Annotated in this window: 25 protein-coding genes; 10 read left to right on the forward strand and 15 right to left on the reverse strand. The window is 69.2% G+C overall.

The window, feature by feature from the left end; all coding sequences use genetic code 11:
- Both ON31_RS23525 and ON31_RS23530 read left to right on the forward strand, forming a co-directional pair.
- The coding region (locus tag ON31_RS23525) for a methyltransferase domain-containing protein (protein ID WP_039816927.1) at positions 1–507 on the forward strand (507 nt) is incomplete at its 5' end.
- Positions 508–586: 79 nt separating this feature from the next.
- The gene (locus ON31_RS23530; RefSeq protein ID WP_039816929.1) at positions 587–1,105 is read left to right on the forward strand and encodes a nitroreductase family deazaflavin-dependent oxidoreductase; all 519 of its coding nucleotides are present in this window, start codon (positions 587–589) and stop codon (positions 1,103–1,105) included.
- A gap of 174 nt (positions 1,106–1,279) precedes the next feature.
- Here the strand turns inward: ON31_RS23530 and glgA are convergent, their stop codons facing one another.
- The gene (gene glgA, locus ON31_RS23535; RefSeq protein ID WP_039816977.1) at positions 1,280–2,449 is read right to left on the reverse strand and encodes a glycogen synthase; all 1,170 of its coding nucleotides are present in this window, start codon (positions 2,447–2,449) and stop codon (positions 1,280–1,282) included.
- 209 nt (positions 2,450–2,658) lie between these two features.
- Here glgA and glgC point away from each other — a divergent pair, with 209 nt between their 5' ends.
- Both glgC and ON31_RS23545 read left to right on the forward strand, forming a co-directional pair.
- A complete protein-coding gene (gene glgC, locus ON31_RS23540) occupies positions 2,659–3,873 on the forward strand; it encodes a glucose-1-phosphate adenylyltransferase (protein WP_039816930.1) in 1,215 nt (404 codons plus the stop codon).
- A 75-nt stretch (positions 3,874–3,948) separates the two neighbouring features.
- Positions 3,949–5,154 (forward strand): DUF7373 family lipoprotein, encoded by a 1,206-nt coding sequence (locus ON31_RS23545; RefSeq protein ID WP_039816931.1) that lies wholly within the window; start codon positions 3,949–3,951, stop codon positions 5,152–5,154.
- Here the strand turns inward: ON31_RS23545 and ON31_RS36915 are convergent.
- The 7 genes from ON31_RS36915 to ON31_RS23575 all read right to left on the reverse strand — a co-directional run bounded on the left by ON31_RS36915 (position 5,081) and on the right by ON31_RS23575 (position 11,068).
- The gene (locus tag ON31_RS36915) at positions 5,081–5,518 is read right to left on the reverse strand and encodes a hypothetical protein (RefSeq protein ID WP_147286994.1); all 438 of its coding nucleotides are present in this window, start codon (positions 5,516–5,518) and stop codon (positions 5,081–5,083) included. The genes ON31_RS23545 and ON31_RS36915 overlap by 74 nt on opposite strands.
- Positions 5,519–5,590: 72 nt before the next feature.
- The gene (locus ON31_RS23550) at positions 5,591–5,812 is read right to left on the reverse strand and encodes a hypothetical protein (protein ID WP_039816932.1); all 222 of its coding nucleotides are present in this window, start codon (positions 5,810–5,812) and stop codon (positions 5,591–5,593) included.
- 153 nt (positions 5,813–5,965) lie between these two features.
- On the reverse strand, positions 5,966–7,618 hold the full coding sequence (locus ON31_RS23555; protein ID WP_039816933.1) for an ABC transporter permease: 1,653 nt from the start codon (positions 7,616–7,618) through the stop codon (positions 5,966–5,968).
- Entirely contained in the window at positions 7,615–8,544 is a 930-nt protein-coding gene (locus ON31_RS23560) for an ABC transporter ATP-binding protein (protein WP_039816934.1), read from the reverse strand. Before ON31_RS23560 ends, ON31_RS23555 begins: the two co-directional genes overlap by 4 nt.
- A gap of 33 nt (positions 8,545–8,577) precedes the next feature.
- Positions 8,578–9,246 carry a TetR/AcrR family transcriptional regulator gene (locus ON31_RS23565; protein ID WP_039816935.1) on the reverse strand — a complete coding sequence of 223 codons (669 nt, stop codon included), beginning with the start codon at positions 9,244–9,246 and terminating at the stop codon, positions 8,578–8,580.
- A 210-nt stretch (positions 9,247–9,456) separates the two neighbouring features.
- Positions 9,457–10,185 carry a hypothetical protein gene (locus ON31_RS23570; RefSeq protein ID WP_039816936.1) on the reverse strand — a complete coding sequence of 243 codons (729 nt, stop codon included), beginning with the start codon at positions 10,183–10,185 and terminating at the stop codon, positions 9,457–9,459.
- A 235-nt stretch (positions 10,186–10,420) separates the two neighbouring features.
- Positions 10,421–11,068, reverse strand: a complete 648-nt coding sequence (locus ON31_RS23575; protein ID WP_051037661.1) for an O-methyltransferase — start codon at positions 11,066–11,068, stop codon at positions 10,421–10,423.
- A 235-nt stretch (positions 11,069–11,303) separates the two neighbouring features.
- On the opposite strand from ON31_RS23575, the gene sigE reads away from it, so the two are divergent.
- The 5 genes from sigE to ON31_RS23600 all read left to right on the forward strand — a co-directional run bounded on the left by sigE (position 11,304) and on the right by ON31_RS23600 (position 15,453).
- Positions 11,304–11,972 carry an RNA polymerase sigma factor SigE gene (gene sigE / locus ON31_RS23580; protein WP_063821556.1) on the forward strand — a complete coding sequence of 223 codons (669 nt, stop codon included), beginning with the start codon at positions 11,304–11,306 and terminating at the stop codon, positions 11,970–11,972.
- Between the two features lie 81 nt (positions 11,973–12,053).
- The gene (locus tag ON31_RS23585; protein ID WP_029931456.1) at positions 12,054–12,464 is read left to right on the forward strand and encodes a zf-HC2 domain-containing protein; all 411 of its coding nucleotides are present in this window, start codon (positions 12,054–12,056) and stop codon (positions 12,462–12,464) included.
- A gap of 10 nt (positions 12,465–12,474) precedes the next feature.
- Complete coding sequence (locus ON31_RS23590) at positions 12,475–14,058, forward strand: S1C family serine protease (protein WP_051037662.1); 1,584 nt, start codon at positions 12,475–12,477, stop codon at positions 14,056–14,058.
- A 97-nt stretch (positions 14,059–14,155) separates the two neighbouring features.
- Positions 14,156–14,557 carry a Sec-independent protein translocase protein TatB gene (gene tatB, locus ON31_RS23595; protein ID WP_039816937.1) on the forward strand — a complete coding sequence of 134 codons (402 nt, stop codon included), beginning with the start codon at positions 14,156–14,158 and terminating at the stop codon, positions 14,555–14,557.
- 59 nt (positions 14,558–14,616) lie between these two features.
- Complete coding sequence (locus ON31_RS23600; protein WP_029931453.1) at positions 14,617–15,453, forward strand: hypothetical protein; 837 nt, start codon at positions 14,617–14,619, stop codon at positions 15,451–15,453.
- Between the two features lie 75 nt (positions 15,454–15,528).
- Here ON31_RS23600 and ON31_RS23605 read toward each other — a convergent pair whose 3' ends face one another.
- The 6 genes from ON31_RS23605 to dapE form a co-directional block, all read right to left on the reverse strand.
- Positions 15,529–16,449 (reverse strand): glucosyl-3-phosphoglycerate synthase, encoded by a 921-nt coding sequence (locus tag ON31_RS23605; protein WP_039816938.1) that lies wholly within the window; start codon positions 16,447–16,449, stop codon positions 15,529–15,531.
- Positions 16,446–17,318, reverse strand: a complete 873-nt coding sequence (gene folP / locus ON31_RS23610) for a dihydropteroate synthase (RefSeq protein WP_039816939.1) — start codon at positions 17,316–17,318, stop codon at positions 16,446–16,448. The genes ON31_RS23605 and folP overlap by 4 nt, the downstream gene beginning before the upstream one ends.
- An 82-nt stretch (positions 17,319–17,400) precedes the next feature.
- Positions 17,401–19,170 (reverse strand): long-chain-acyl-CoA synthetase, encoded by a 1,770-nt coding sequence (locus ON31_RS23615; RefSeq protein WP_039816941.1) that lies wholly within the window; start codon positions 19,168–19,170, stop codon positions 17,401–17,403.
- Positions 19,171–19,229: 59 nt separating this feature from the next.
- Complete coding sequence (locus ON31_RS23620) at positions 19,230–19,802, reverse strand: LOG family protein (protein WP_039816942.1); 573 nt, start codon at positions 19,800–19,802, stop codon at positions 19,230–19,232.
- Entirely contained in the window at positions 19,796–20,596 is an 801-nt protein-coding gene (locus ON31_RS23625; RefSeq protein WP_039816944.1) for an LOG family protein, read from the reverse strand. Before ON31_RS23625 ends, ON31_RS23620 begins: the two co-directional genes overlap by 7 nt.
- A gap of 253 nt (positions 20,597–20,849) precedes the next feature.
- Positions 20,850–21,953 carry a succinyl-diaminopimelate desuccinylase gene (gene dapE / locus ON31_RS23630; protein WP_039816946.1) on the reverse strand — a complete coding sequence of 368 codons (1,104 nt, stop codon included), beginning with the start codon at positions 21,951–21,953 and terminating at the stop codon, positions 20,850–20,852.
- Positions 21,954–22,037: 84 nt separating this feature from the next.
- Between dapE and dapD the strand changes: the two genes are divergently transcribed.
- The gene (gene dapD / locus ON31_RS23635) at positions 22,038–22,994 is read left to right on the forward strand and encodes a 2,3,4,5-tetrahydropyridine-2,6-dicarboxylate N-succinyltransferase (RefSeq protein WP_039816948.1); all 957 of its coding nucleotides are present in this window, start codon (positions 22,038–22,040) and stop codon (positions 22,992–22,994) included.
- A gap of 81 nt (positions 22,995–23,075) precedes the next feature.
- Here the strand turns inward: dapD and ON31_RS23640 are convergent, their stop codons facing one another.
- Positions 23,076–23,447 carry a PPOX class F420-dependent oxidoreductase gene (locus ON31_RS23640; protein WP_039816950.1) on the reverse strand — a complete coding sequence of 124 codons (372 nt, stop codon included), beginning with the start codon at positions 23,445–23,447 and terminating at the stop codon, positions 23,076–23,078.
- Positions 23,448–23,463: the final 16 nt, after the last annotated feature.

Consider the following 23,463-nt stretch of genomic DNA (forward strand, 5'->3'; position numbering starts at 1 on the left):
CCCGCCGCGCGCGGGATCGCGGTGGATGTGTCGAAACCGGCGGTGCGGCGGTGCGCGCGGGCGCATGGGCGGGCGGGGGCGGTGCTGGCCGATGCGTGGCGGGGGTTGCCGGTACGCGACGGGGTGCTCGACGCGGTGCTGTGCGTGTTCGCGCCACGCAACGCGGAGGAGGTGGCGCGGGTGCTGACATCGGACGGCCGGTTCGTGGTGGTCACGCCGACCGAGCGGCATCTGGGTGAGCTCATAGAGCCGCTCGCCATGGTGCGGGTGGACGCGGACAAGCAGGAGCGGCTGGCGCAATCGCTGGGTGCGCGGTTCGAACTGTTGGAGCGCACCCCGGTGGAGTACACGATGACGCTCGACCACGCCGATATCCGCCACGTGGTGCGCATGGGCCCGTCCGCCTTCCACGCGGCCGACACCCGCGACGAACGCATCGCGGCGATGCCCGAGCCGTATCCGGTGACCGCCTCGGTCACGGTGTCGGTGTACCGCCCGCGCGGCTGACCACCCCCAGAGCCGGGTGCCGCCCGCACCGGCCTCCTCGAATACCTCCGTGTCCGGTTGTGGCGGTACGGTTCTCCGCATGAGCGCTCAGTTCCCGGATCGGCGGTGGGGTCCGCAGACAGGTCTGCTGCGGCGGGCGGCGAGTTCGTTCGCGGCCACCAACGTGGGGTCGACGGTGATTCGCAAGCTCACGCCGCTGGATCGGCGAGTGCTGGAGCGCACCGCGGGCAAGTACACGGTGCTGGGGCCGATCGGTGCGCCGGTGATCCTGTTGACCACCACCGGCCGCAAGTCGGGGCAGCCGCGCACCACGCCGCTGCTGTACGTGCACGACGGCGATGTGCTGTACGTGATCGGCAGCAATTTCGGTCAGGCCACCCATCCGGCGTGGACGGGCAATCTGCTGGCCGATCCGACGGGCACGGTCACCATTGCCGGACAGCGGATTCCGGTGACGGCCACCCGCGTCACCGACCCGGAGCAGCAGGCGGAGATCTTCGCCCGTTTCGAGGAGACCACGCAGGCGTACACCGCCTACAAGGGCCGCACCAGCCGCGAACTGCGTATCTTCGCCCTGCGCCGCACCGCCGCCCGGTAGTCACGGCACCGGCGGCAACCTGTCGCGCCGCCACCGGCGCGAACCACGCCGCGATCGTCGGTTTCCGGCACCGCCGCGAGCACCGCGTCGGCCACAGCACCGCGGCGAGCACCCGCATCGTGTACCCGGCACCGCGGCGAGCACCAGCTTCGTGCACCCCGACACCGCGCGTTTCTAGCTCTTACGCACCCGGTCGTAGACCCGCACCGTCTGCGCGGCGATCCGGTTCCAGTCGAATTCGGCTATGGCGCGGGCTCTTCCGGCCGCGCCCATGGCCTCGGCGGTCACCGGGTCGCCCGCGACGGACTCGATGACCCGGGCCAGCGCCTCCTCGAAGCCCACGGTGTCGTGCGCGTCGTAGGGCACCAGCCGCCCGGTCACCCCGTCGGACACCACCTCCGGAATGCCGCCCACATCCGACGCCACCACCGCGGTTCCGCAGGCCATGGCCTCCAGATTCACGATCCCCAGCGGCTCGTACACCGAGGGGCAGACGAAAACGCTTGCCGCGGAAAGAATCTGCCGCACCATCTCGGTGGGCAACATCTCCCGCACCCAGAACACCGCGCCGCGTCGTCGGCTCAGCTCCCGCACCGATTCCGCCACATCGGCCTCCAGCCGGGGCGTATCCGCCGCGCCCGCGCACAGCACCAGCTGGATGTCCGGGTCCAGTCGCCGCGCCGCCGCCAGCAGGTGCGAGACGCCCTTCTGCTGGGTGATGCGCCCGACGAACGCCACGATCGGCCGGTCCCGGCGCACCCCGAGTTCGGCCAGTACGTCCCGCACCCCCTCGGGCGGCCCGCCGGGATGCCAGGTCTGCGCGTCGATTCCGTTGTGCACCACGTGCACTCGCTCGGGGTCGAGATCCGGGTAGGCGTCGAGGACGTCGGCCCGCATCCCGGAACTCACCGCGATCACGGCATCGGCGGCGGCCATGGCATTGCGCTCGGACCAGGACGAGAGCCGGTATCCACCGCCCAGCTGCTCGGCCTTCCAGGGCCGCCTCGGTTCCAGCGAATGCGCGGTGAGCACATGCGGTATCCCGTACAGTTCGGCCGCCAGATGCCCGGCCAACCCGGTGTACCAGGTGTGCGAGTGCACCACGTCGGCCCCGCCCGCCGCATCGGCCATGCGCAGTTGCGCGGACATCATCTGCAGCGCCGAATTGGCCGCGTACAGCATGGGATCGGGTTGATGCACGACGGCGTCGGTGCGCGGCACCCCCATACAGTGCACGGTGACGTCGCACAGCCGCCGCAGCCGCGGCACCAGCTGGGTGACGTGCACGCCCGCCCCGCCGTACACCTCGGGCGGGTATTCGCGGGTCATCATGGCGACGCGCAGTTCGCGTCCACCGTCCGCGCCGTATTCCACGCGCTCCAACCTAAACGCTCGACCGAATCGCCACCAAGCTCTGTACGGATTGTCCGGGCCGCGTCACAGCGGGTCTTCGGCGTGTCTCGATATCGGCGACGGGATTGTCCGATTGCTCGTAAGTCGGCGTGTGTCTCGCCGGCACTGCGCAGACACCCTGACGCTGTAAGTTGGGGAGGGTGAGGAGCCAGCCGCACGTACTCGGGATCGTGCTCGCCGGTGGCGAGGGCAAGCGACTCTTCCCGCTCACCAAGGACCGGGCCAAGCCCGCGGTGCCGTTCGGCGGGGCCTACCGCCTCATCGACTTCGTGCTGTCGAATCTGGTGAACGCCGGATACCTGCGCATCTGCGTCCTCACCCAGTACAAGTCGCATTCCCTGGACCGCCACATCTCCCAGACCTGGCGGCTGTCGGGTTTCGGCGGCGAGTACATCACCCCGGTGCCCGCGCAGCAGCGGTTGGGCCCGCGCTGGTACACCGGCAGCGCCGACGCCATCATGCAGTCGCTGAACCTCATCTACGACGAGGATCCGGAGTACATCGTGGTCTTCGGCGCGGATCACGTGTACCGCATGGATCCCGAGCAGATGGTGTCGCATCACATCGAATCCGGCGCGGGCGTGACGGTCGCGGGGATCCGGGTGCCGCGCAGCAGCGCCAGCGCCTTCGGCTGCATCGACTCCGACGAGTCCGGTCGCATCATCGGCTTCCTGGAGAAGCCGGTGCATCCGCCGGGCACCCCGGACGACCCGAACGCCACCTTCGCCTCCATGGGCAATTACGTTTTCACCACCAAGGTGCTGGTGGACGCCATTCGCGCGGATGCCGACAACACCGACTCCGATCACGATATGGGCGGCGACATCATCCCGGAGCTGGTACGCGCCGGGCAGGCGTCGGTCTACGACTTCGCCCGCAACGACGTGCCCGGATCCACCGAACGCAATCGCGGCTACTGGCGCGATGTGGGCACCATCGACGCCTTCTACGACGCGCATATGGATCTGGTGTCGGTGGATCCGGTGTTCGACCTGTACAACCGGCACTGGCCGATTCGCGGCGCGGCCGAGAACCTGCCTCCGGCCAAGTTCGGCCGCGGCGGCCTGGCGCAGGAGTCGATCGTGGGCGCGGGCAGCATTCTGTCGGCGGCCACGGTCCGCAATTCGGTGCTGTTCTCGAATGTATTCGTGGAGGACGGCGCGACGGTGGAGGGCAGTGTGCTCATGCCGGGTGTGCGCATCGGGCGCGGCGCGGTGGTGCGGCACGCCATCCTGGACAAGAACGTGGTGGTCTCGGAGGGCGAGATCATCGGCGTGGATCTGGAACGGGATCGGGAACGGTTCGCGGTGAGCAACGGCGGTGTGGTGACCGTCGGCAAGGGCATCTGGGTTTAGCTGGACAGCCGCCCGCTCGCGGCCAGAGAATCGAGTGGGTGACGCGCGCCGCTCGGCAGCGCGGGAGGGAGCATCATGAGACGCGCCGCACGTGCCGCCACCGCCGCGACCTGTCTGGCCGTGACGGCCCTACTCACCGGATGCGGGGTGTCCGGCACGCCCACGGCGGGCGAGATCGACGTCCGCACCCTCGACACCGGCTCCTATCCGGTCGACCGCTACACCTATCAGGAGCGCGCCGAAGGCTCCGGCCCGGTGCTGGAGGGTATGCGCATGGCCGAGGCGGTCACCCCCGCGGTGCGGATCGATCCGTCGCTCACGGTGGGTCGCGGCGGCATCGTGCTGCCCGATGCGGACACGGTGGTCGAGGTGAGCCATCTGTCCGGGGTGTCGCGGCCGATCCTGGAGAATCGCGGCTTCATCGCGGGCTATGCGGCCAGCGGTTCCGACAAGCCCGATCCGGCGGGTTCGGACGCGCCCGATCCGACGAGCACCACGGTGACCGTTCGACTGCTGCGCTTCCCGTCGGAGGACGCCGCCAAGCTGGCCGCGCGGGAACTCGAGGACGCCGATTTCGACGTGGCGCGCGAGCAGAACCGCAAGCTGACCATCGCCGAATACCCCGATGCCTTCGCGCATTGGCGGCCGGGCGTGCCGAATATCGGAATGACCATGCCGCGCAAGGAGTTCGTGATCGCGGTGTTCGCGTCCCGGCCGCGTGCCGACGAACAGGATCTGGTGTCGTGGGCGCGCAAGACCCTGGACGCCCAGGTGCCGCTGGTGGACGCCTTCGAACCCACGCCCGCGGATCGGGTGGACGATTTGCCCGTCGATCCGGGACAGATGCTGGCGCGGACCCTGGTGGACAACCGCGACGGGCACACCCCGAATCCGGACGACTTCGCGGTCTACGGCCCGAACGCGCTGGTGCTGGGTGCGCCCGATCAGGCCAAACGGCAGCAGTTGGTCGACGACACCGACCTCGACGCCATGAGCCTGACCGAGGAGAACGTCCTGTTCCGGGTGCGTGACGCCGCCGCCGGGCGGAATCTGATCGACGGGCTGATCGGCAGTCTCGGCGAGCGCTGGGTGAGCGGTTCGGCGCCGGAACGGGTGCCCGATACGACATGCATGCGGCTGCCGCGCTCGAGCAGCGGCGACGGCGTGTACCGCTGCTATGTGTCCTACAAGCGGTATGTGGCGCTGGTCAACGCGGATTCGGAGACGTCGGTGCAGCGGAAGGCGTCCGCGCAGTACGCGCTGCTGGCCAATAGTCTCTAGCGCAGTGCCGGTCGCCGGAACCGTTGCGGCCCGCACTCGCGCCGTGCGTGCGGGTGCGGCCAGGGCGCGGCCGTGCGCCCGCCTCGGCCGGTACGCTGTCGTCACGGAAGAGGTAGTCGCGGAATCCGAAGGGCTGCAATAGTGCCCGTAGGAATTCCGCGCCCGCGCCGGGCAGCACCGTGCGCTGTTCGCCGAGGATGTCGACGCCCTGCTGGAACCAGACGCGGCCGACCAGCCCCTCGACCGGATCGATGGCGCGAAATGTGGCGTACCCCTCCGTATTCACCCGGAACTCGGCGATGCGCCGCCACCGCTGACCTTCACGCAGGTACAACCCCACCACGGTCGGAAACCGCTGCACCATGGCACACCCCATCCGTCGATCTCATCGATGGAGTAGCCGCCACGGCGGTGAGGTAATCCTCACCGCACCGATTCAGCGCTGGTGAGCCGGGGCGTACACCGGTTCGGTACAGAACGGGGCGCAGGATCCCGGCGTCGGGGTCGGCGATATACCACCCTGATGGTCGTCGAACCGCGCCCCGCTGACCAGCAGCAGCACCAGCAGTGCCACGAAAACCACGCCGCCGAACAGGATCAGCGCGGGCCACAGCCATCCCGACGGCAGATGCGCGCCGAGGATTGCCCCTTCGTACATTGCCGCACCTCCTCATCCTTCGATTCCCCCACCATTCGTGTACCACCGTCCAGGTGGGGAAATCCAGACCTCGGCCCGAGTTCACAGACTCCCGACCCATAACCGACCGGTCGGAAATCCACAGCACGCCAGGAGATTCGGAGCGGCCTTGCCCTAGCGCAGATCTCGGCGACGGAAACCGAACAGCCCCATCATGATCAGGGTCGCCGCCAGCAGGGTGATGATCACCAGCGGCGTGGCCGTGAACTCCGCGCCCGGGAGTTTCGGTGCGTGCTGGTAGGGGTCGAGATTGCGGAACCATTGGGGTGCTCCGGAAATCGCGCCCAGCAGGAAGACCGCCACGGCGGCGACGAAGACGCCCCAGGCGACCGGGGTCCAGCGCGGCGCCACGCCGAACAGGAGGATCACGACACCGACGAACAGCCAGATGGCGGGCAACTGCACCAGGGCCGCGCCCAGCACGGCGCCGAGTTTGCCGCTCACATCCCCGGCGGCCCGCCCGTACACCAGCCCGCCGACCGTCCCGGCCACGGCGAGTATCACCGCCGGACCCAGCAGAGCTATCACCAGATGCGATGCGGCCCAGCGGATCCGGGAGACAGCGACGGTGAGCACCGTCTCCGCGTGCTGGGCGGCCTCCTCGCCGTGCAGGCGCAGCGCCGCCGAGATGGCGTAGGCGGTGGCGGCCACGCTCAGCATGGTGAATCCGTAGTTGAGCATCGCATCCTCCAGCAGCTGTGCACCGCCCATGCGCTGGATCAGCTCGCGAATCATCTCGCTGTCGCCCAGTTCGTCGCCGATGCCGTACACCACGCTGCCGAACACCAACCCGTACAGCGCGAGTCCGACGGTCCACGCCAGCAGCGATCCGCGTTGCAGCCGCCACGCCAGCCCCAGCGGACCGGACAGCGCGGGCCCGGCCCGCAGCGCGCCCGACCGTTCGGCGATGAGACCGCCGCCGAGATCGCGGTGCGCCAGCAGGGTGTAGGCGACGGCGGTCAGCACGATCACCGCGACCAGGTGCAGCAGCAGCACCGCGAAATGGTCGCCCGCGTACGCCCGCACCTGCAACGACCACCCCTGCGGCGACAGCCAGGTGAGCACCGAGGTCGGCCCGTCCCCGGCCCGGGCGTCGCCGATGGCCCGCAGCGTGTAGGTGGCGGCCAGTACCGCGAACGCGATTCCGCGTGCCGTGCGGGCGCTCGGCGATACCTGTGCGGCCACCGCCGCCACGGCCGCGAAGACCGCGCCGGATCCGGCCAGTGCCAGCCCGAAAGCCAGTGAACCCGAGGCGGGTACCGATGTGCCCAGCAGGCTCAGCGTGCCCAGCAACCCGGTGGCGAGCGCACCGCCGAGGCCGAGCACCAGCGCCGCGGTGAGTCCGGCGAACCGTCCGATCCGGGTGGAGGCCACCAGTTCCCCGCGCCCCGTTTCCTCTTCGGCCCGGGTGTGCCGGATGACGGTGAGGATCGTGGCGATGCCGAGCAGGGTGAAGAACATGCCCGCTTTCCAGATCCCGACCGCGCCGAGACCGGTGTCGTAGATCGGGCCGTACATGGCGAGCTGGGCGGGACTGGCCAGAATCGACCGGGCGAAGCCGACCCGTCCGGCCTCGTCGGGGTACACCGACGCGATGCTCTCGATGTACACACTGCCCAACGGCAGCGACAGCAGCAGCACCCACAGCGGCAGCACGATGCGGTCGCGACGCAGGAACAACCGCAGCATCTGACCGGTACCGGCGAAATCGGCCGCACGGAACACGGTTTCGGTCGCGCGCGGGCGCGGCAGCACGGCGGTGGTCATCGCACCGCCTCCGCCCCGGCGGCCCGCTCGCCATTGTGCGAGTAGTGGCGTAGGAACAGTTCCTCCAGCGTCGGCGGCTGGCTCACCAGGCTCCGCACTCCGGCCGCGCCCAGCACGCGGACGAGTTCGCCGAGATGCTCGGCATCCACCTGGCAGCGCAGCGTATGGTCCTCCAGGCTCACGTCGGCCACACCGGGAAGGCGGCCGAGATCGCCCGGGTCACCGGACAATTCGGCGGTGATGGAGGTGCGGCTCAGATGCCGCAGCTCGCGCAGGCTGCCCGATTCCACGGTGCGTCCGGCGCGGATGATGGTCACGCGCTGACACAGCTTCTCCACCTCGGACAGGATGTGGCTGGACAGCAGGACGGTGCAGCCGCGCCGCGCCGCCTCGGCCACGCACTCGTTGAACACCTGCTCCATGAGCGGATCCAGGCCGGAGGTGGGCTCGTCCAGCAGGAGCAGGCTGGCATGGGACGAGAACGCCGAGACCAGTGCGACCTTCTGCCGATTGCCCTTCGAGTAGGTGCGGGCCTTCTTCTTGGGATCGAGTTCGAAACGCTCGATCAGCTCGGCGCGCCGCGCGTCGTCGATGCCGCCGCGCATCCGCCCGAGCAGGTCGATGGTCTCCCCGCCGCTGAGTGTCGGCCAAAGCGTGACATCGCCTGGCACATAGGCGATGTCGTGATGCAGAGCGACGGCGTCGGCCCAGGGGTCGCGGCCGAACACCCGGGCCTCGCCCGAGGTGCGGGACAGCACGCCGAGCAGCACGCGGATGGTGGTGGACTTGCCCGCCCCGTTCGGTCCGAGGAAGCCGTGCACCTCCCCCGCGGCGACCTCGAGGTCGAGGCCGTCCAGGGCGCGCACCGGCCCGAAGTGTTTGTGCAGATCCCGGACCGAGATGGCCGGGGTGGTCGAGGCATTCATCGAATCTCCTTGCCGGAAGCAGGATCCGGTCGGCTATGGGGGGTTGTCCTGCCGCTGGGCGAGCAGGGTGTCGAGCATCATGGAGTCGGTCAGCAGACCGTGGGTGTAGAGCTCGAGGGCGGGCAGCATCATGCGGTCGGCGTACTCGCGCAGGGCTTTCCGGTAGTCGACGGGGCCGGGGTGTTCGGTCGCGTAGAGCTGCAGGAACATCATCATGCCGCCGCCGTTGGTGGTCGCCAGGAAACGCGCCATTGCCGCGAGATCGCTGGGGGCACGCAGGGTTCCGGCCGCGATACCGGCGCTCAGATAGTGCTCGACGTCCTCGACCATGTGCTCGAAGAAGGCGGCGGCCAGACTGCCTCCGGCCTGAAAGCTGCGCACCAGGTAGGCGATGAGCGGCGCGTACTCCTCGATCTCGGCGATCTGCCGCAGCAGCCCCGACGGTGACGGCCGTTCCATGGATTCGACCTTGGCCTCCCGCACCACCGCGCGGACGTACTCGTCGCACGCCGCGCGCAGACCGTCCTTCGATCCGAAGTGATGGTTGACGAGGCCGGGCGAGACTCCCGCGGCCGTGGCGATCGCGCGTACGCCCACCCCGAAGCCCTGCTCACCGAATACGGCGATGGCGGCGTCCCGGATACGGGCGCGAGTACTCAGATCCTCGGCGGATCCTTGCGGTACGGCTAGTCGGTTGAACACACGTTCAATATACTAAACAGGCGTTCAACGCTTCCGCAAGACCCGACACTCCCCTGGTCGCCGCATGCCTCGCGCGGATATTCCGCACGGCAAGTTCAACCCGGCAGCATTGCTCCGCATGTCAGAATTCCACGCGTTCGACAAACGCCGATGCCCGGCGCGGCGGCATCCGGCGGTGCGACCCCAGTGCCGTCCCGGTGGTGTCCGGCCTCAGCGTTCGGACATGCCCTGCAATCCGGCGACACCCGCGGTCGCCACGGCGTCGGTCTCGTGCCGACCGCGGCGGCTGCCCGTGTACGCCCACTTCCGCACCGCGGTCACCGGACGCGGCAGCAACTCCACCTCCGGCGGCAGATTGCGCACCGGATCGAAGAATCCGGGTCCGGCCTGTTCGCCGATCTCCGGTGCGGCGACGGTGATCTCCGCCAGCGTCCGCTTGGGACCGGTCAGCGGCGCGGCCTGCAGGGTGAAGCCGAGTCGGTGCCCCTCCAGATGGGTCGACATCGCCCCGAGCGACGGTGATTCGGGTTGGGCCGCATCGGGTTCGGCGAAGATCCACTCGACGGGACCGTCCTCGAACCGGTACGCCATCAGACTGCCGTAGTACGCACTCGACCAGCCCAGCGCGGGCGTGATCACGAACCGGCTCAGCGTGCCGGTGCCCGTGGTGGCCAGCGCCAGATCCCACGGGCGGTCGTGCCGGTCGAGTACCCGCACCGCCAGTCCGAGCACGTCCGGCACCCCGTCGGGCAACCCGACGCCCTTCGAAATCCGCGCCAGCACAGGACGAGCCGCACTGCCCAGCAGTTGCTTGTAGACACCGTCGACGGCATGCAGCACACCGGTCAACGGCAATCCGTTCGGATGGAAGACACGGGCGTCACGCACTCGCGCGGCCGCCGCGAACGCTCCCCGCACAATGCCGTCGGCAATAGCCATTCGTCTGCACCTCTCGAATCACTCGACTCTCGCGAGCAATACCCGCAGACACAGCCCCGAACCGTCCGATATGCCACCTGCGCGACACCGTCCGCCCTCCGACCCACCACCGGCCGCGGTCGCTGCGGGAGCCATTGCGACGCACCCGAATACGGTCGGCGCGCCACCGGTCGCGACCGCGCGACGCTCTAGGCGTCACCCACCGCACGGCCGGTGCGGCGCGGTGCCCACGGGCTCAGCCGCGCGACGCGCACAACAGACCGTCGCCGACCGGGATCAGGACGCTGGTCAGTTGCGGGTCCTCGGCTACGGCGCGGGTGGCGGCGCGGACCGCCTGGGTGGCCGGATCGCGTTGGGCCGGGTCGGGCACGCGGCCGCCGAGCAGGGCATTGTGCAGCAGAATCGCGCCGCCCTCGCGGAGCAGGCGCACCCCCTGTTCCACATACTGCGGGTGCTCGAGCGGCGCGCAGTCGATGAACACCAGGTCGTAGGCCCCGTCGGCGAGACGCGGCAGCACGTCCAGGGCGCGGCCGTTGATGAGCCGCGTGCGGGCGGGCGCGATATCCGCGGCGCGGAACGCCTCCCGGGCGGCCCGCTGGTGTTCGGGCTCGGAGTCGATGGTGGTGAGGGTGCCCTCGGAGTGCATGCCGTCCAGCAGCCACAGCCCACTGATCCCGGCCCCGGTGCCCACCTCCACCACGGCCTTGGCCCCCAGCAGCTGGGCATACATGCTGAGCAGCGCTCCGACCGCGGGCGGCACCGGAGACGCGCCCAATTCGACGGCGCGTTCGCGGGCGGCGACGAGAATATCGTCCTCGGCCACGGATTCCTCGACGTAGGCGAGGTTGCGCTGCAGGTTCGATGCCGCGGGAGTCTGGCTCACGGATATGAGGCTAACGGCGCGACGCCCCTATCGCGTGCCGGTGACCGACCGGTGTGGCGAATTTTCTCAGGTGTCCCTCAGCCTGCGCATACGGCTGCCACATCGGGACCGGGAAGAGTAATCGCCAACGCCAGGCCAGCGACCGCGAGCCCGGTTCGGGAACAACTCGAGCCAACCCTTCGGTTGTACCCCGTACCGACGTTCACGGTCCCGAGTAGGAGGTAACCCCATCCACATGGTCGACGCGGCGCGTGAACACGCCAATCTGCCCGAGCAGATCCCGCCGAACAGCGATATCGCGCTGGACGGCGAATCCTTCGCGGACGAGCCCCTCACCGGGACCGCCGCCTTCGACGCCACCGGTGACCGCACCATGATGCCCTCCTGGGACGATCTGGTGCGCGAGCACGCCGATCGCGTCTATCGCCTCGCCTATCGCCTGACCGGTGACCCGCAGGACGCCGAGGACCTGACCCAGGAAACCTTCATTCGCGTCTTCCGCTCCCTGTCGAACTACCAGCCGGGAACCTTCGAGGGCTGGCTGCACCGCATCACCACCAACCTGTTCCTCGACATGGTCCGCCGCCGTAACCGCATCCGCATGGAGGCGTTGCCGGAGGACTACGACCGGGTGCCGTCCGAGGGTCCGGGGCCGGAGCAGGTCTACCACGACGCGAATCTGGACCCGAACCTGCAGTCGGCGCTGGACGCGCTGGCGCCGGAGTTCCGTGCGGCGGTCGTCCTCTGTGACATCGAGGGCCTGTCCTACGAGGAGATCGGCGCCACCCTGGGCGTGAAATTGGGCACCGTGCGCAGCCGAATCCACCGGGGACGGCAGGCACTGCGCGAATACCTCGAGCATAATGGGACACAGCGGCGTTTCGACGCCGCGAAGGTCGGGTAAACCTTGCGGGCTGTGTGTCCGTAGTTCCCGGCACCGGGTTCCCGGGCATTGCCGAGGTCGTTCCGGAAGGGTGTGCACCATATGAACGGCGAGGACAGAACGCCGAAGCGTCCGCCTCGATTCGCCCCCACCGAGCATCTGGCCACCGAGGCCATTGCCGCGTACGTGGACGGTGAGCTGCGGATGAACGCGTATCTGCGCGCCTCGCATCACCTGTCGGTGTGCCCCGAATGCGCGGCCGAGGTGGAGTCCCAGCAGCAGGCGCGGATCGCGCTGCGGCAGTCGAGCCACATCACCGCACCGCTGCGGCTGCACGACACCCTGAGCCGGATCCCCATCTCGGAGCTGCCCGGCGCGGAGCCGACACCACCGCAGCATCCCGCCCCGGGCCCCGCCGCCGACCACGGCATGTTCGCCGCGGGAGCGAGTTCCTTCGGCATGCGCCAAGATTCGTTCGACAGCAGGCGGTGGACGGCGTGGTGGCGCAAGTAGAGTTCATCGCGTGACCTCCGAATCGAAGAACACTCCGGCGGCATCGGGTGCCGGGGACCAGCAGCCACCGCACTCCGCGGAGACGCCCGATTCGGCGGCCAACAGGGGGAACCTGAGGCCGTCGGACGCACCGGTCCTGGGGCCGCGCCCGGTCTACCGCCCGCACGTCGACAAGCACACCGCCCGCGCCTTCCGCCGCCCGAACGGACAGGCCGGTTCCTTCGGCCCGCGGCCCGGCGGAGTCCCGGCCGCGCCGCCCGCGGATGCGCCCGAGGTGCAGAACCGCCCGCCGGATGCCGTACTGGCCGAGGCGTTCTCGCGTCCCGAGGGCTCCACCGAGCTGTTGCAGCGCGATCCGGAGGCGGCGCACGACGACGCGGCCGCGACCCCGCCCGCCGATCCGTGGCGTGACCCGGATGCGGTCGCGCGCCTGGGCGCGCCCGCGATCGCCGTGCCGCGGCCCGAACCACTCGCTCCCGGTGAGCAGCTGACCGCCCGCGAGGTGCTGTTCGGCGGCAAGGTGAAGCCGGAGGCGCTGCTCGCGCTGGGCACGGTGGCGGTGGTGCTGGGTGTGCTCGCGGGTCTGCTGGGCGGTGTGATCGGCCTGTTCGCCGGTCAGTCCGCCTCCTCGCTCACCGCGCGCAAGGTGGAGTTGCAGACCGCCGGCGGCGGTGAGATCCCGGCCGGTGAGATCGGCAGGGTGGTCGGCGCGGTCATGCCCGCCATGGTCACGGTGCGGGCGTGGGTCGGCGACAGCGGCTCCTCCGGTTCCGGGGTGGTGATCTCCGGCGAGGGCCATATCGTCACCAACAATCACGTGATCTCACTGGCCGCCAACGACAAGACCGGCCAGGCCAAACTGCAGGTGGTGTTCTCCGACAACACGCGGGTCCCGGCCACCATTGTCGGACGCGATCCCAAATCCGACCTGGCCGTGCTGCATGTGGACGTGAAGAATCTGTCGGTCATCCAGCTCGGGGAATCGGAGAATGTGAAGGTCGGCGATCAGGTGCTGGCCATCGGTTCACCGCTGGGCCTGGAGGAGACGGTCACCGCCGGTATCGTGTCGGCGTTGAATCGACCGGTCAAGGTCGGCGGTGAGGGCACCGACACCGATGCCACGCTCGACGCCGTGCAGACCGATGCCGCCATCAATCACGGCAACTCCGGCGGTGCGCTGGTGGATATGCAGGGCCGACTGGTCGGCATCAATACCGCCATCAAATCCGAGAGCGGCGGCTCGGTGGGCCTCGGTTTCGCCATTCCGGTGGATCAGGTGAAGCGGATTTCACAGGCGCTGATCGACAACGGTGAGGTGCACCACCCCCGGCTGGGTGTGAGCGCCCGCACCAAGATCGTCGCCAATGACGTGATGAGCGGTGCCGAGGTGGCCGATGTGCAGGCCGGCGGTCCGGCCGCCAAGGCGGGCATCGTGGAGGGCGACGTGATCGTGGGGGTCGGCGACCGCGAGGTCACCGGTCCGGAGGAGCTCACCGTCGCGGTGCAGTCACAGGAAATTGGCCAGACGGTCACCGTCCGCTTGATCCGCGACGGCCGGGAAGTAGATGTCCCGGTTACTCTCGAATCAGACTGACCACCCTCGAACGACACCTCGACAGGAGCGGAGGAGGGAGAATCGCGGCCCGCCGGGGCCGCGAACAGCCGGAGCGAAGCGGAGGCAAGAAGACACCGTGTTCAGCAATATCAGCTGGGGCGAGATGATGATCCTGGTCGTCGCCGCCCTCGTCATCCTCGGACCGGAGCGGCTGCCCGGCGCTATCCGCTGGACCGGTAGAACGCTGCGACAGGTACGCGATTACGCTACCGGTGCGACGACATCGCTGAAGCAGGAACTCGGGCCGGAATTCGAGGAGATCCGGAAACCGCTCGAGCAGTTGAACGAACTCCGCGGTATGAATCCGCGGTCGATGGTGACCAAACACCTTCTCGACGGCGACGATTCCCTCTTCACCGGAAAATTCGACAAACCCGTCAGCGCTCCTAGCAGCAATTACGGCAGTTTTTCGATGCCGGAACCGGCTAAACCGCTGGAGCGCAACGAGCGCCCGCCGCTGGATCCCGACGCGACCTAATTCGGGCCAAGTAAACCGGAGTAGACGCCGAGAGCTGTTCAGGTACCTAGACTTCGGTTATGTCGGCCGATGAGGTGGCACGGGTGTTCGCGATCGAGGACAAGGTCGAACGCCTCAAGGCGGCCACCGATGGTGTGGCCGCAGCCCAGCAGACCATCAACGAGCTCACCAGAATTCGGCGTGCGGTCATCAGGGAACTGCACGCGGAGGGCTGGACCTTCGCGAGAATCGGTGCGGCGGCGGGGCTTTCCCGGGCGCGCATCCATCAGGTGAGCACGCAGGGACCGGTACCGGAAGGTTTGTTCTTCGGGCACGGACCGCTCACCATCCTCACCCCTGACGTACGGTCCACCACCCGCGCCATGGCCCTGGTGGGCGCGCCGGACCCGGCCGGGCCGCACCGGCTGCTGGAACTGCTGCGCGAACTGGGATTCACCGTCACCATCGAGCGCTTCCTGCCCGGACGTCCGCTGGATCTCGACCGGGACGGGTTGATCGTGCTCGGCGGGCCCGAGCTCTCCCCCAGCCTGCGCTACCTGGTGGCGGCGGACCCGCGGCTGCGGCGCACGGTGGCGCGGGCCGGGCGGGTGCGCCGCGGTATCGAGGATCGCGCCGCCCGCCGGGTATACCGACCGGGCGGCACCGAGCCCTACGACATCGCCTACCTGGCCCGCCTCCCCCGCCCCGACGGCCGCGGCCACGTGCTGGTCATCGACGGCCTGCACCCACCCGCCTCCCTCGGCGCCATCCGCCTGCTGGCCACCCGTCTGGCGACCCTGCACGAGCGCGCGGGCATCCACCCCTTCTCGGCCGTCGTGGGCGTCCGCTACGACCGCTCCACCGGCGAACCCATCGAAGCCGACCTGCTCACCCCCATCTACCGCCACGACCGCTGACAGGCGGCCTCGTGACACCGAGAAGGCGGGCCGCTCCGGCGATTCCGGTCGGCCCGCCTTCGCGACGGATTCAGGTCAGGCGGCGGCCCAGGCGGGGCGCAGCTCCTTCATAGGTGGGCGGTCGGTGAGGGATACCTCGGTGGTGAGCGCGGTGAATTCACCGCCGATGAGCGGGAACTGGGTCAGGGCCGCGCCGGAGTCCGGGATTCCGCTGCGGCCCAGCACCGTTCCGAGGATCTGGCGACTCATGACGCCGAGGTCGGACAGCGGGCGGTTGCGATGAGTGCGGACGCCGAGGTTGACCTGGCCGATGGCGTGCAGGCCGTACAGGTCGAAAGTGTCCAGCAGCAGGCCGATCTCGACGCCGTAGCCGGGTGCGAACGGAACCGAGGTGAGCAGTTCACGGGTGCCCGCGTACTCGCCGCCGAGCGGCTGCAACACCTTCGACAGTTCGGGTCGCAGCGCCGACAGCAGTGGACGGGCCACCAGTTCGGTGACGCGGCCGCCGCCGTGCTCGTCGATACCGGTGTCGTGGCGCAGCGGGCGGCGGTAGTAGGCCTTGGACAGTTGCACGTCCGGCACGGTGAGCAGTGGGCCGAGCAGCTTCGGCACGAACATGGGGTCCGGATCGATGAGATCGGAGTCCACGAACGCCACCAGGTCACCGTCGGTGACGGCCAGCGACCGCCACAGCACCTCCCCCTTGCCCGGCACGGGCTCGAGTTCGGGTACGGCCTGTTCGCGGGTGTACACGGTGGCCCCGGCGGCGCGGGCGCGTTCGATGGTGGCGTCGGTGGAGCCGGAGTCCAGCACCACCAGTTCGTCCACCAGGGTGCCGAGCAGGGGTCTGATACTGGCGACGACGTCGGCGACGGTGTCCTGTTCGTTGAGGGCGGGCAGGACCACCGATACGGTGCGGTCCTTCTTGGCGGCGACGAGCTCTTCGACCGTCCAGTCGGGACGATCCCAGGTATGGGTGAAGTTCCAGTCCGTCATACGAGACCTCGCAGGGTTCGGGCGGGCGGGCGGAGACCCTGGATGGCGGCGATCATGTCGACCACACGGCGCGTGGCGGCGACCTCGTGCACCCGGAAAACCCGAGCACCCGCGGCGGCGGACCAAGCAGTTGCTGCCAATGTGCCCTCCAATCGTTCGGACAGGCCGACACCAAGAGTCTCTCCGATGAAATCCTTATTGCTCAGCGCCATCAAGACCGGCCAGCCGGAGTTAACGAGAACGTCCAAAGCCCGCAACAATTCCAGCCCGTGGTAGGTGTTTTTGCCGAAATCATGCGTGGGATCGATCAGTATCGAATCTTTTGCCACGCCAGCCGCCGCGGCGGCCTCGGCCGCGCCCACCACCGTTTCGGTGACCTCGGCCACCACATCGGCGTAGCGCACCCGATGCGGGCGGGTGCGCGGCACGGCTCCGCCGGTGTGGCTGCACACGATGCCCACCCCCAGTTCGGCCGCCACCCCCACCAGGTCCGGATCGGCGCCGGCCCAGGTGTCGTTGATCAGATCCGCGCCCGCCGCCACCGCGGCCCGCGCCACCTCGGCCCGCCAGGTGTCCACACTGATCAACAGGTCCGGATGCGCCTCCCGAATGGCGGCCACGAACGGCACCACCCGCCGCGCCTCCTCGGCGGCGTCCACCTCGGCACCGGGCCCGGCCTTCACCCCGCCGATGTCGACGAGATCGGCCCCCTCCCGCACCGCCCGGGCAACCGCCCCCATGGCGGCCTCGTCACCGAAGGTCGCACCCTTGTCGTAGAAGCTGTCCGGCGTCCGGTTCACGATCGCCATCACCAGCGCCCGATCCGTCGCCACCGGCTTCCCGCACAATGTCGGCAACGGCGCACACATGCCCTCGACTGTACCCAGCCCTGTACCCACCCCGCCCGTCAGGAGATCGAGGACACCCGGGTCCGGCTCCCCGCGACGGCGGTCAGTCGCGGGGGGCTCGGGCGTTGGCCACGTCCTCGGGATAGGTGGGGTAGGCGGGGACGTAGCCGTCGGTGCGGCCGGAGAGGACGTAGAGGTCGCTGTGGTCGTCGGGGGTGTAGCCCTGCTTGCGGAGGTCGACCTTGCGGCTCTTGAAGGTGGAGGTCTGCTCCAGTTCGCCGACGACGCGGATGAAGAGGGGGACGGCGTAGGCGGGGAGGCGGTCGTACAGGTGGGCGGCGACCTGGTGACCGTCGAATTTCGCGTCCTCGGCGAGGGTGACGGCGGCCATGCCCGCCTTGCCGTCGGTGCCGGGGATGTCGACGCCGTAGACGACCGCCTGGGAGACGGCGTCGAGGCCGTCGAACGCGCCCTCGACCTCGGTGGTGGCCACGTTCTCGCCCTTCCAGCGGAAGGTGTCGCCGAGGCGGTCCACGAAGGCGATGTGCCGGTAACCCTGATCGCGGACCAGGTCGCCGGTGTCGAACCAGCAGTCGCCGTCGGCGAAGCCGTCGCGGACCAGCTTGGATTCGGTGGCGTCCGCGTCGGTGTAGCCGTCGAAGGGGGAGCGGTCGGTCACCTTGGCCAGCAGTAGGCCGACGCCGCCGGTCGACACCTTGCGGAGCTTGCCGTCCGGACCGCGTCGGGCCTTACCGGTCTCGTCGTCGTAGTCGACGATGGCGAAGGGCAGCGGCGTGAAGCCGGCGGTGCGGTCCACACCGAAGGCGTTGATGAAGGCGACGTTCCCCTCACTGGCACCGTAGAACTCGACGATTCGCCGAATGCCGAACCGATCCCGGAACTCGTCCCACAGCTCCGGCCGCAGCCCGTTGCCCACCGCGACGGCCACCCGATGCGACCGGTCGGTGCTCTTGCGCGGCTGGTTGAGCAGATACCGGCACAGCTCACCGATGTAGATGAAGGCCGTGGCATCGGCGGCAATGGCCTCGTCCCAGAACCGGGAGGCCGAGAAATGCCGTCCCAGCGCCAGGCACGCGCCCGCCGACACCACCGACGACAGCGCCACCGTGAGCGCGTTGTTGTGGTACAGCGGCAGACAGCAGTACATGGTGTCGTCGCCGCGCAGCCGCACGCCGAGCCCACCCAGGCCCGCCATGCTCTTGGTCCACCGCAGATGCGTCATGACGCTCGCCTTGGGCATGCCGGTGGTGCCGGAGGTGAAGATCAGGAAGGCCCGCTCGCCCGCCGTGACCTCCGCCGTCACCGCCGGATTCGCGGTGTCGGCGGTGCGGGCGGCGTCGGCCAGCTGCTGCGACCACAGCACCGCGGGGCGCGGCTCGGACAACGACTCGAGCGCCTCCCGGCACTCCTCCCCCACCACGTCCACCACACTGTCCAACAGCCCGAAACTGTGCGCCAGCACGGTATCTCGCTGATTGTGGTTGAGCAGCCCGACCGTCGCCCCGAGCTTGACCGTGGCCAGCGCGGTGAACAGCGTCTCCGGGCGGTTGGTCATGAGCACGCCGACCACGTCACCGCGGCCGACCCCGCGCCCGGCCAGCACGTGCGCGTACCGGTTCACCTCGGCATTCGCCTCGTCCCAGGTGTACACGCGGCCTTCGAATTTCAGGAAGGGCCGGTCCGGATGCCGCCGGGCCGCACGCTGGAAGAACAGGCCGATCGAGGCTCTGTCCCGCGATTTCACCAACAGGCCCAGCGCATTTCGCGCCATCCGCGGTGCTCGCACGGCCATCCCGGGCAGGGCGCGGACCAGGTCGAGCAGGCTCACCGTCGAACGTGCATCGGTCGTCACATCTTCCAGCCTTTCCGATGACGCCCGAGTTGTCGAGGAGAACGCGAAATTCGGCCGCTTCAGGCGTCGGGCCGCAGGGCGGCGAACGCCGCGGGCAGATCCTTGGTCACCGTCACCAGGTCGACCGCCTCACGTCCGACGAAACCCCGGCCGCCCAACCGCTCGTCGATCCAGTCGAACATGCCGCGGTAGTGGTCGTCGGGATCCAGCACCACCACCGGTTTGTCGTGCACGCCGAGATACGCACCGGTCCAGGTCTCGAAGAACTCCTCGAGGGTGCCGATACCGCCCGGCAGGGTGAGGAAGGCGTCGGCGCGGTCCTCCATGATCTGCTTGCGCTGCCGCATGGTGTCGGTGACGATCAGCTCGTCGGCGTCCACATCCGCGACCTCCTTGTGCACCAGGTGCTTCGGGATCACGCCGAGGGTGTGCGCGCCCGCCGCCCGCGCCGCCTGGGCCACCGCGCCCATCATGGAGACATTGCCGCCGCCGGACACCAGTCGCCACCCGCGACGGCCGATCTCGGTGCCCACCCGCGCCGCCAGCTCCAGCACCGACGCGTCGGCGGAACTGGCCGAGCAGTACACGCACACCGCGTACGCGGTGTTGTCCGGACCCGCGTCGCTCACCACTGTTCCTCCACCTCCGCCGCCTCGAGTTCGGCGCGGGCCTCGGCGGCCTGCGTCACGATGTTCACCACATCCTCCACACTGTCGGTGACATGCAGCAGGCCGAGGTCGCCGGGGGAGATCTTGGCCGAGCCCAACAGCGAATCCCGCAGCCAATCCACCAGACCCGACCAGTAGCGGGTGCCGAACAGGATGATCGGGAAGCGGGTGATCTTGCGGGTCTGCACCAGGGTGAGCGCCTCGAACAGCTCGTCGAGGGTGCCGAAACCGCCTGGGAGACAGACGAATGCCTGCGAGTACTTCACGAACATGGTCTTGCGGACGAAGAAGTAGCGGAAGTTGATCCCCAGATCCACCCACTCGTTGAGGTGCTGTTCGAACGGCAGCTCGATGCCGAGCCCGATCGAATACCCGCCCTCCTCGGACGCGCCCCGGTTGGCGGCCTCCATCGCCCCCGGCCCACCGCCGGTGATCACCGCGAACCCGGCCCGCGCCAGCGCCGCCCCGATGGCCTGCCCCGCCTGATACTCCGGATGATCGGCCGGAGTCCGCGCCGACCCGAACACCGCCACGGCCCGCGGCACCTCCGCCAAAGTGCCGAAGCCCTCGACGAATTCGGCCTGAATCCGCAGCACCCGCCACGGATCGGTGTGCACCCAGTCACCGGTCCCGCGTTCGTCGAGCAAATGCTCGTCGGTGGTCCCTATCCCCTTCTTACGATCACGGCGCAGCATTATCGGACCCCGGAACCGAGGAGTCTTGGACGAGCGAGCACCGAATTCGGCGTCAGCAGACATACGGGCAGTATCTATCTTGCCCTCCGCTGCGCTCCGGGCGGGGCGTGTGGTTGTTCGGGATGTGGTGAGTCGGGGTGCTGCTCCAGAAGTTGTCGTGTCAGCGGAGTCCTCGCACACGAGACCGGCCGCGAGGGCCCCACACGCTGGACCGGCCGCCGGAGCACCTCTGTGCGCGGCGTTCTCTCGCCACGGCTACCTGGAGATGGGGCGTCGCTGGCAGCGTCTCGGTCGTGGCGGCCGCGGGGGCAGTGGGTCAGCGGTTGTCGCCGGTGAGGTAGCTGCGGAGCATGGCGGTCACCTGGGTGATCTGGGTGACGGGGAGGTGTTCGTCGCGTTTGTGGGCGAGGTTGGGGTCGCCGGGGCCGAAGTTGACGGCGGGGATGCCGCGGGCGGCGAAGCGGGAGACGTCGGTCCAGCCGTACTTGGCGCGGACGCCGCCGCTGCCGTGGGCGTGCACGATCCTGATGAGGTCCTTGGCCGCGGGGGCGGACAGGCCGGGCAGGGCGCCGGGGGCGCCGTCGGTGCGCTCGAAGTGGATGTCGAGGCCGTCGAAGACCGCGCGCACGTGCTCGGTGGCCTCGTCCAGGGTGCGGTCGGGGGCGAAGCGGAAGTTCACGTCCACCTCGGCGGCGTCGGGCACCACATTGCCCGCCACCCCGCCGGAGATCCGCACCGCCGACAGCCCCTCGCGGTACACGCAGCCGTCGATGTCGACCTCCCGCGCCCGATAGGCCGCCATCCGCTCCAGCACCGGGGCCAGCCGGTGAATGGCATTGTCGCCCAGCCACGCCCGCGCCGAATGCGCCCGCACCCCGGCGGTGGTGATGCGTGCCCGCAGCGTGCCCTGACAGCCCGCCTCCACCCAGCCACCGGACGGCTCGCCGAGGATCGCGAGGTCACCGTCCAGCCATTCCGGCAGCTCCCGCTCGATCCGCCCGAGCCCGTTGAACTCGGCGGCGATCTCCTCGCAGTCGTAGAAGATGAGGGTCAGATCGTGCACCGGTTCGGCGACGGTGGCGGCCAGGTGCAGGAACACCGCGTCGCCGGATTTCATGTCCACGCTGCCGCAGCCGTACAGCAGCCGCTCCCCGTTCTCGCCCTCCACGAAATGGCCGGGCACATTGTCGGCGATCGGCACGGTGTCCAGATGTCCGGCGAGGATCACCCGGGTCGGCAGTCCGCGATTGGTGCGCGCCAGCACGGTGTTCCCGTGCCGCAGAATCTCGAACCCTTCGGTCTGCTCCCGCAGTGCCCAGGCGACGGTGTCCGCGATGACCGCCTCGTCCTTGGACACGCTGGGGATATCCACGAGGGCGGCGGTGAGGGCGATGGGGTCGGCGCGCAGATCGATGGTCACGCCCCCACTGTATTGATTCGCTGTATCGATCCCCCGCCAGGCAGTGATTCACCGTCCAGCTGCCGCCGGGTAACCTCTGGGGACGTGAGCACTCAGGGAGCATCAGCAGTCGGCCTCGCCACCATCACCGCCAACGGGACGGTTCTGGATACCTGGTATCCGTACCCGGAGCTGGGTGAGGTCGCCGAGACCGGCACCGCGCGCCTGGACGCCTCCGATGTCGAGTACGCCAAGTTCGCCCAGGTCGCGGGCCCGGATGAGGCCCGCCGGGTGGAGGTGGTCGTGGTGCGCACCAGCATTGCCGACCTGGCCGCCGCGCCGGTCGACACCCACGACGTCTACCTGCGCCTGCACCTGCTCTCGCATCGCCTGGTCAAGCCGCACGGCCTGAATCTGGACGGCATCTTCGGCCACCTGGCCAATGTGGCGTGGACCAACCACGGCCCCTGCTCGCTGGAGGAGCTGGAGCTGGTGCGCCTGAACCTGCGCGCCCGCGGCCCGGTCACCGTGTACGGCGTGGACAAGTTCCCGCGCATGGTCGACTACGTGGTCCCCTCCGGGGTGCGCATCGCCGACGCCGACCGCGTCCGCCTGGGCGCGCATCTGGCCTCCGGCACCACGGTCATGCACGAGGGCTTCGTGAACTTCAATGCGGGCACCCTCGGCAACTCCATGGTCGAGGGCCGCATCTCCGCCGGTGTGGTGGTGGGCGACGGCTCCGACGTCGGTGGCGGCGCGTCCATCATGGGCACCCTGTCCGGCGGCGGCAAGCAGGTCATCTCGCTGGGCGAGCGCTGCCTGCTCGGCGCGAACGCCGGTATCGGTATCTCCCTCGGCGACGACTGCGTGGTGGAGGCGGGCCTCTACGTCACCGCCGGCACCAAGGTCACCCTCCCGGACGGCGGCACCGTCAAGGCCGCCGACCTGAGCGGCAAGTCCAACCTGCTGTTCCGTCGCAACTCCGTCTCCGGCGCGGTCGAGGTGGTGCCCCGCAAGGGCACCGGCATCGAACTCAACGCCGCCCTGCACGCCAACGACTGATCCGCGATCGACCGGTGCCCCCGCGGTGAGAACCGTGGGGGCACTGTCGTATTCGAGACAGCACGACCGCTCGGAACCCGCTCAGTCGATGCCGAAGGCCAGCACGCGCTCGGGGGTGATGCGGATGAGTTCGCGCGACATCCCGTCGGCGTAGGGTTCCACATCGCGCAACGCGACGGCGGTACCTCGGATTTCGAGGCACCGCACCTCCCACGGATCCACCGACTTGATGTCGTCGACCACGAAGGACACCCGCTGCTCCTTGTCGAGGTTGCGGAACTTCTGGGTGGCGCCCATGCGGTAGCCGCCGATGTCGATCACGCCGAGGATCTCGTCGTAGCGGTAGCCCACCGGATTGTTCTGCGGGGAGCCGTCGGGACGGATGGTGGCCAGGCGGCCGAGTCGTTGGCTGCGGAGATAGTCGATCTGGGCGGGGGTGAGCGTTGCGACCATGGGTGTGACGGTAGAA

The organism is Nocardia otitidiscaviarum NBRC 14405, from assembly GCF_000308635.1.
Taxonomy (GTDB): Bacteria; Actinomycetota; Actinomycetes; order Mycobacteriales; family Mycobacteriaceae; genus Nocardia; species Nocardia otitidiscaviarum.

Bases quoted from the DNA above. Each gene is read 5' to 3' on its own strand.
- ON31_RS23530 (WP_039816929.1), top strand. From the start codon at position 587: ATGAGCGCTCAGTTCCCGGATCGGCGGTGGGGTCCGCAGACAGGTCTG.
- ON31_RS23545 (WP_039816931.1), top strand. From the start codon at position 3,949: ATGAGACGCGCCGCACGTGCCGCCACCGCCGCGACCTGTCTGGCCGTG.
- ON31_RS36915 (WP_147286994.1), bottom strand. From the start codon at position 5,518: ATGGTGCAGCGGTTTCCGACCGTGGTGGGGTTGTACCTGCGTGAAGGT.
- ON31_RS23550 (WP_039816932.1), bottom strand. From the start codon at position 5,812: ATGTACGAAGGGGCAATCCTCGGCGCGCATCTGCCGTCGGGATGGCTG.
- ON31_RS23555 (WP_039816933.1), bottom strand. From the start codon at position 7,618: ATGACCACCGCCGTGCTGCCGCGCCCGCGCGCGACCGAAACCGTGTTC.
- ON31_RS23560 (WP_039816934.1), bottom strand. From the start codon at position 8,544: ATGAATGCCTCGACCACCCCGGCCATCTCGGTCCGGGATCTGCACAAA.
- ON31_RS23570 (WP_039816936.1), bottom strand. From the start codon at position 10,185: ATGGCTATTGCCGACGGCATTGTGCGGGGAGCGTTCGCGGCGGCCGCG.
- sigE (WP_063821556.1), top strand. From the start codon at position 11,304: ATGGTCGACGCGGCGCGTGAACACGCCAATCTGCCCGAGCAGATCCCG.
- ON31_RS23585 (WP_029931456.1), top strand. From the start codon at position 12,054: ATGAACGGCGAGGACAGAACGCCGAAGCGTCCGCCTCGATTCGCCCCC.
- ON31_RS23600 (WP_029931453.1), top strand. From the start codon at position 14,617: ATGTCGGCCGATGAGGTGGCACGGGTGTTCGCGATCGAGGACAAGGTC.
- ON31_RS23605 (WP_039816938.1), bottom strand. From the start codon at position 16,449: ATGACGGACTGGAACTTCACCCATACCTGGGATCGTCCCGACTGGACG.
- folP (WP_039816939.1), bottom strand. From the start codon at position 17,318: ATGTGTGCGCCGTTGCCGACATTGTGCGGGAAGCCGGTGGCGACGGAT.
- ON31_RS23625 (WP_039816944.1), bottom strand. From the start codon at position 20,596: ATGTCTGCTGACGCCGAATTCGGTGCTCGCTCGTCCAAGACTCCTCGG.
- ON31_RS23640 (WP_039816950.1), bottom strand. From the start codon at position 23,447: ATGGTCGCAACGCTCACCCCCGCCCAGATCGACTATCTCCGCAGCCAA.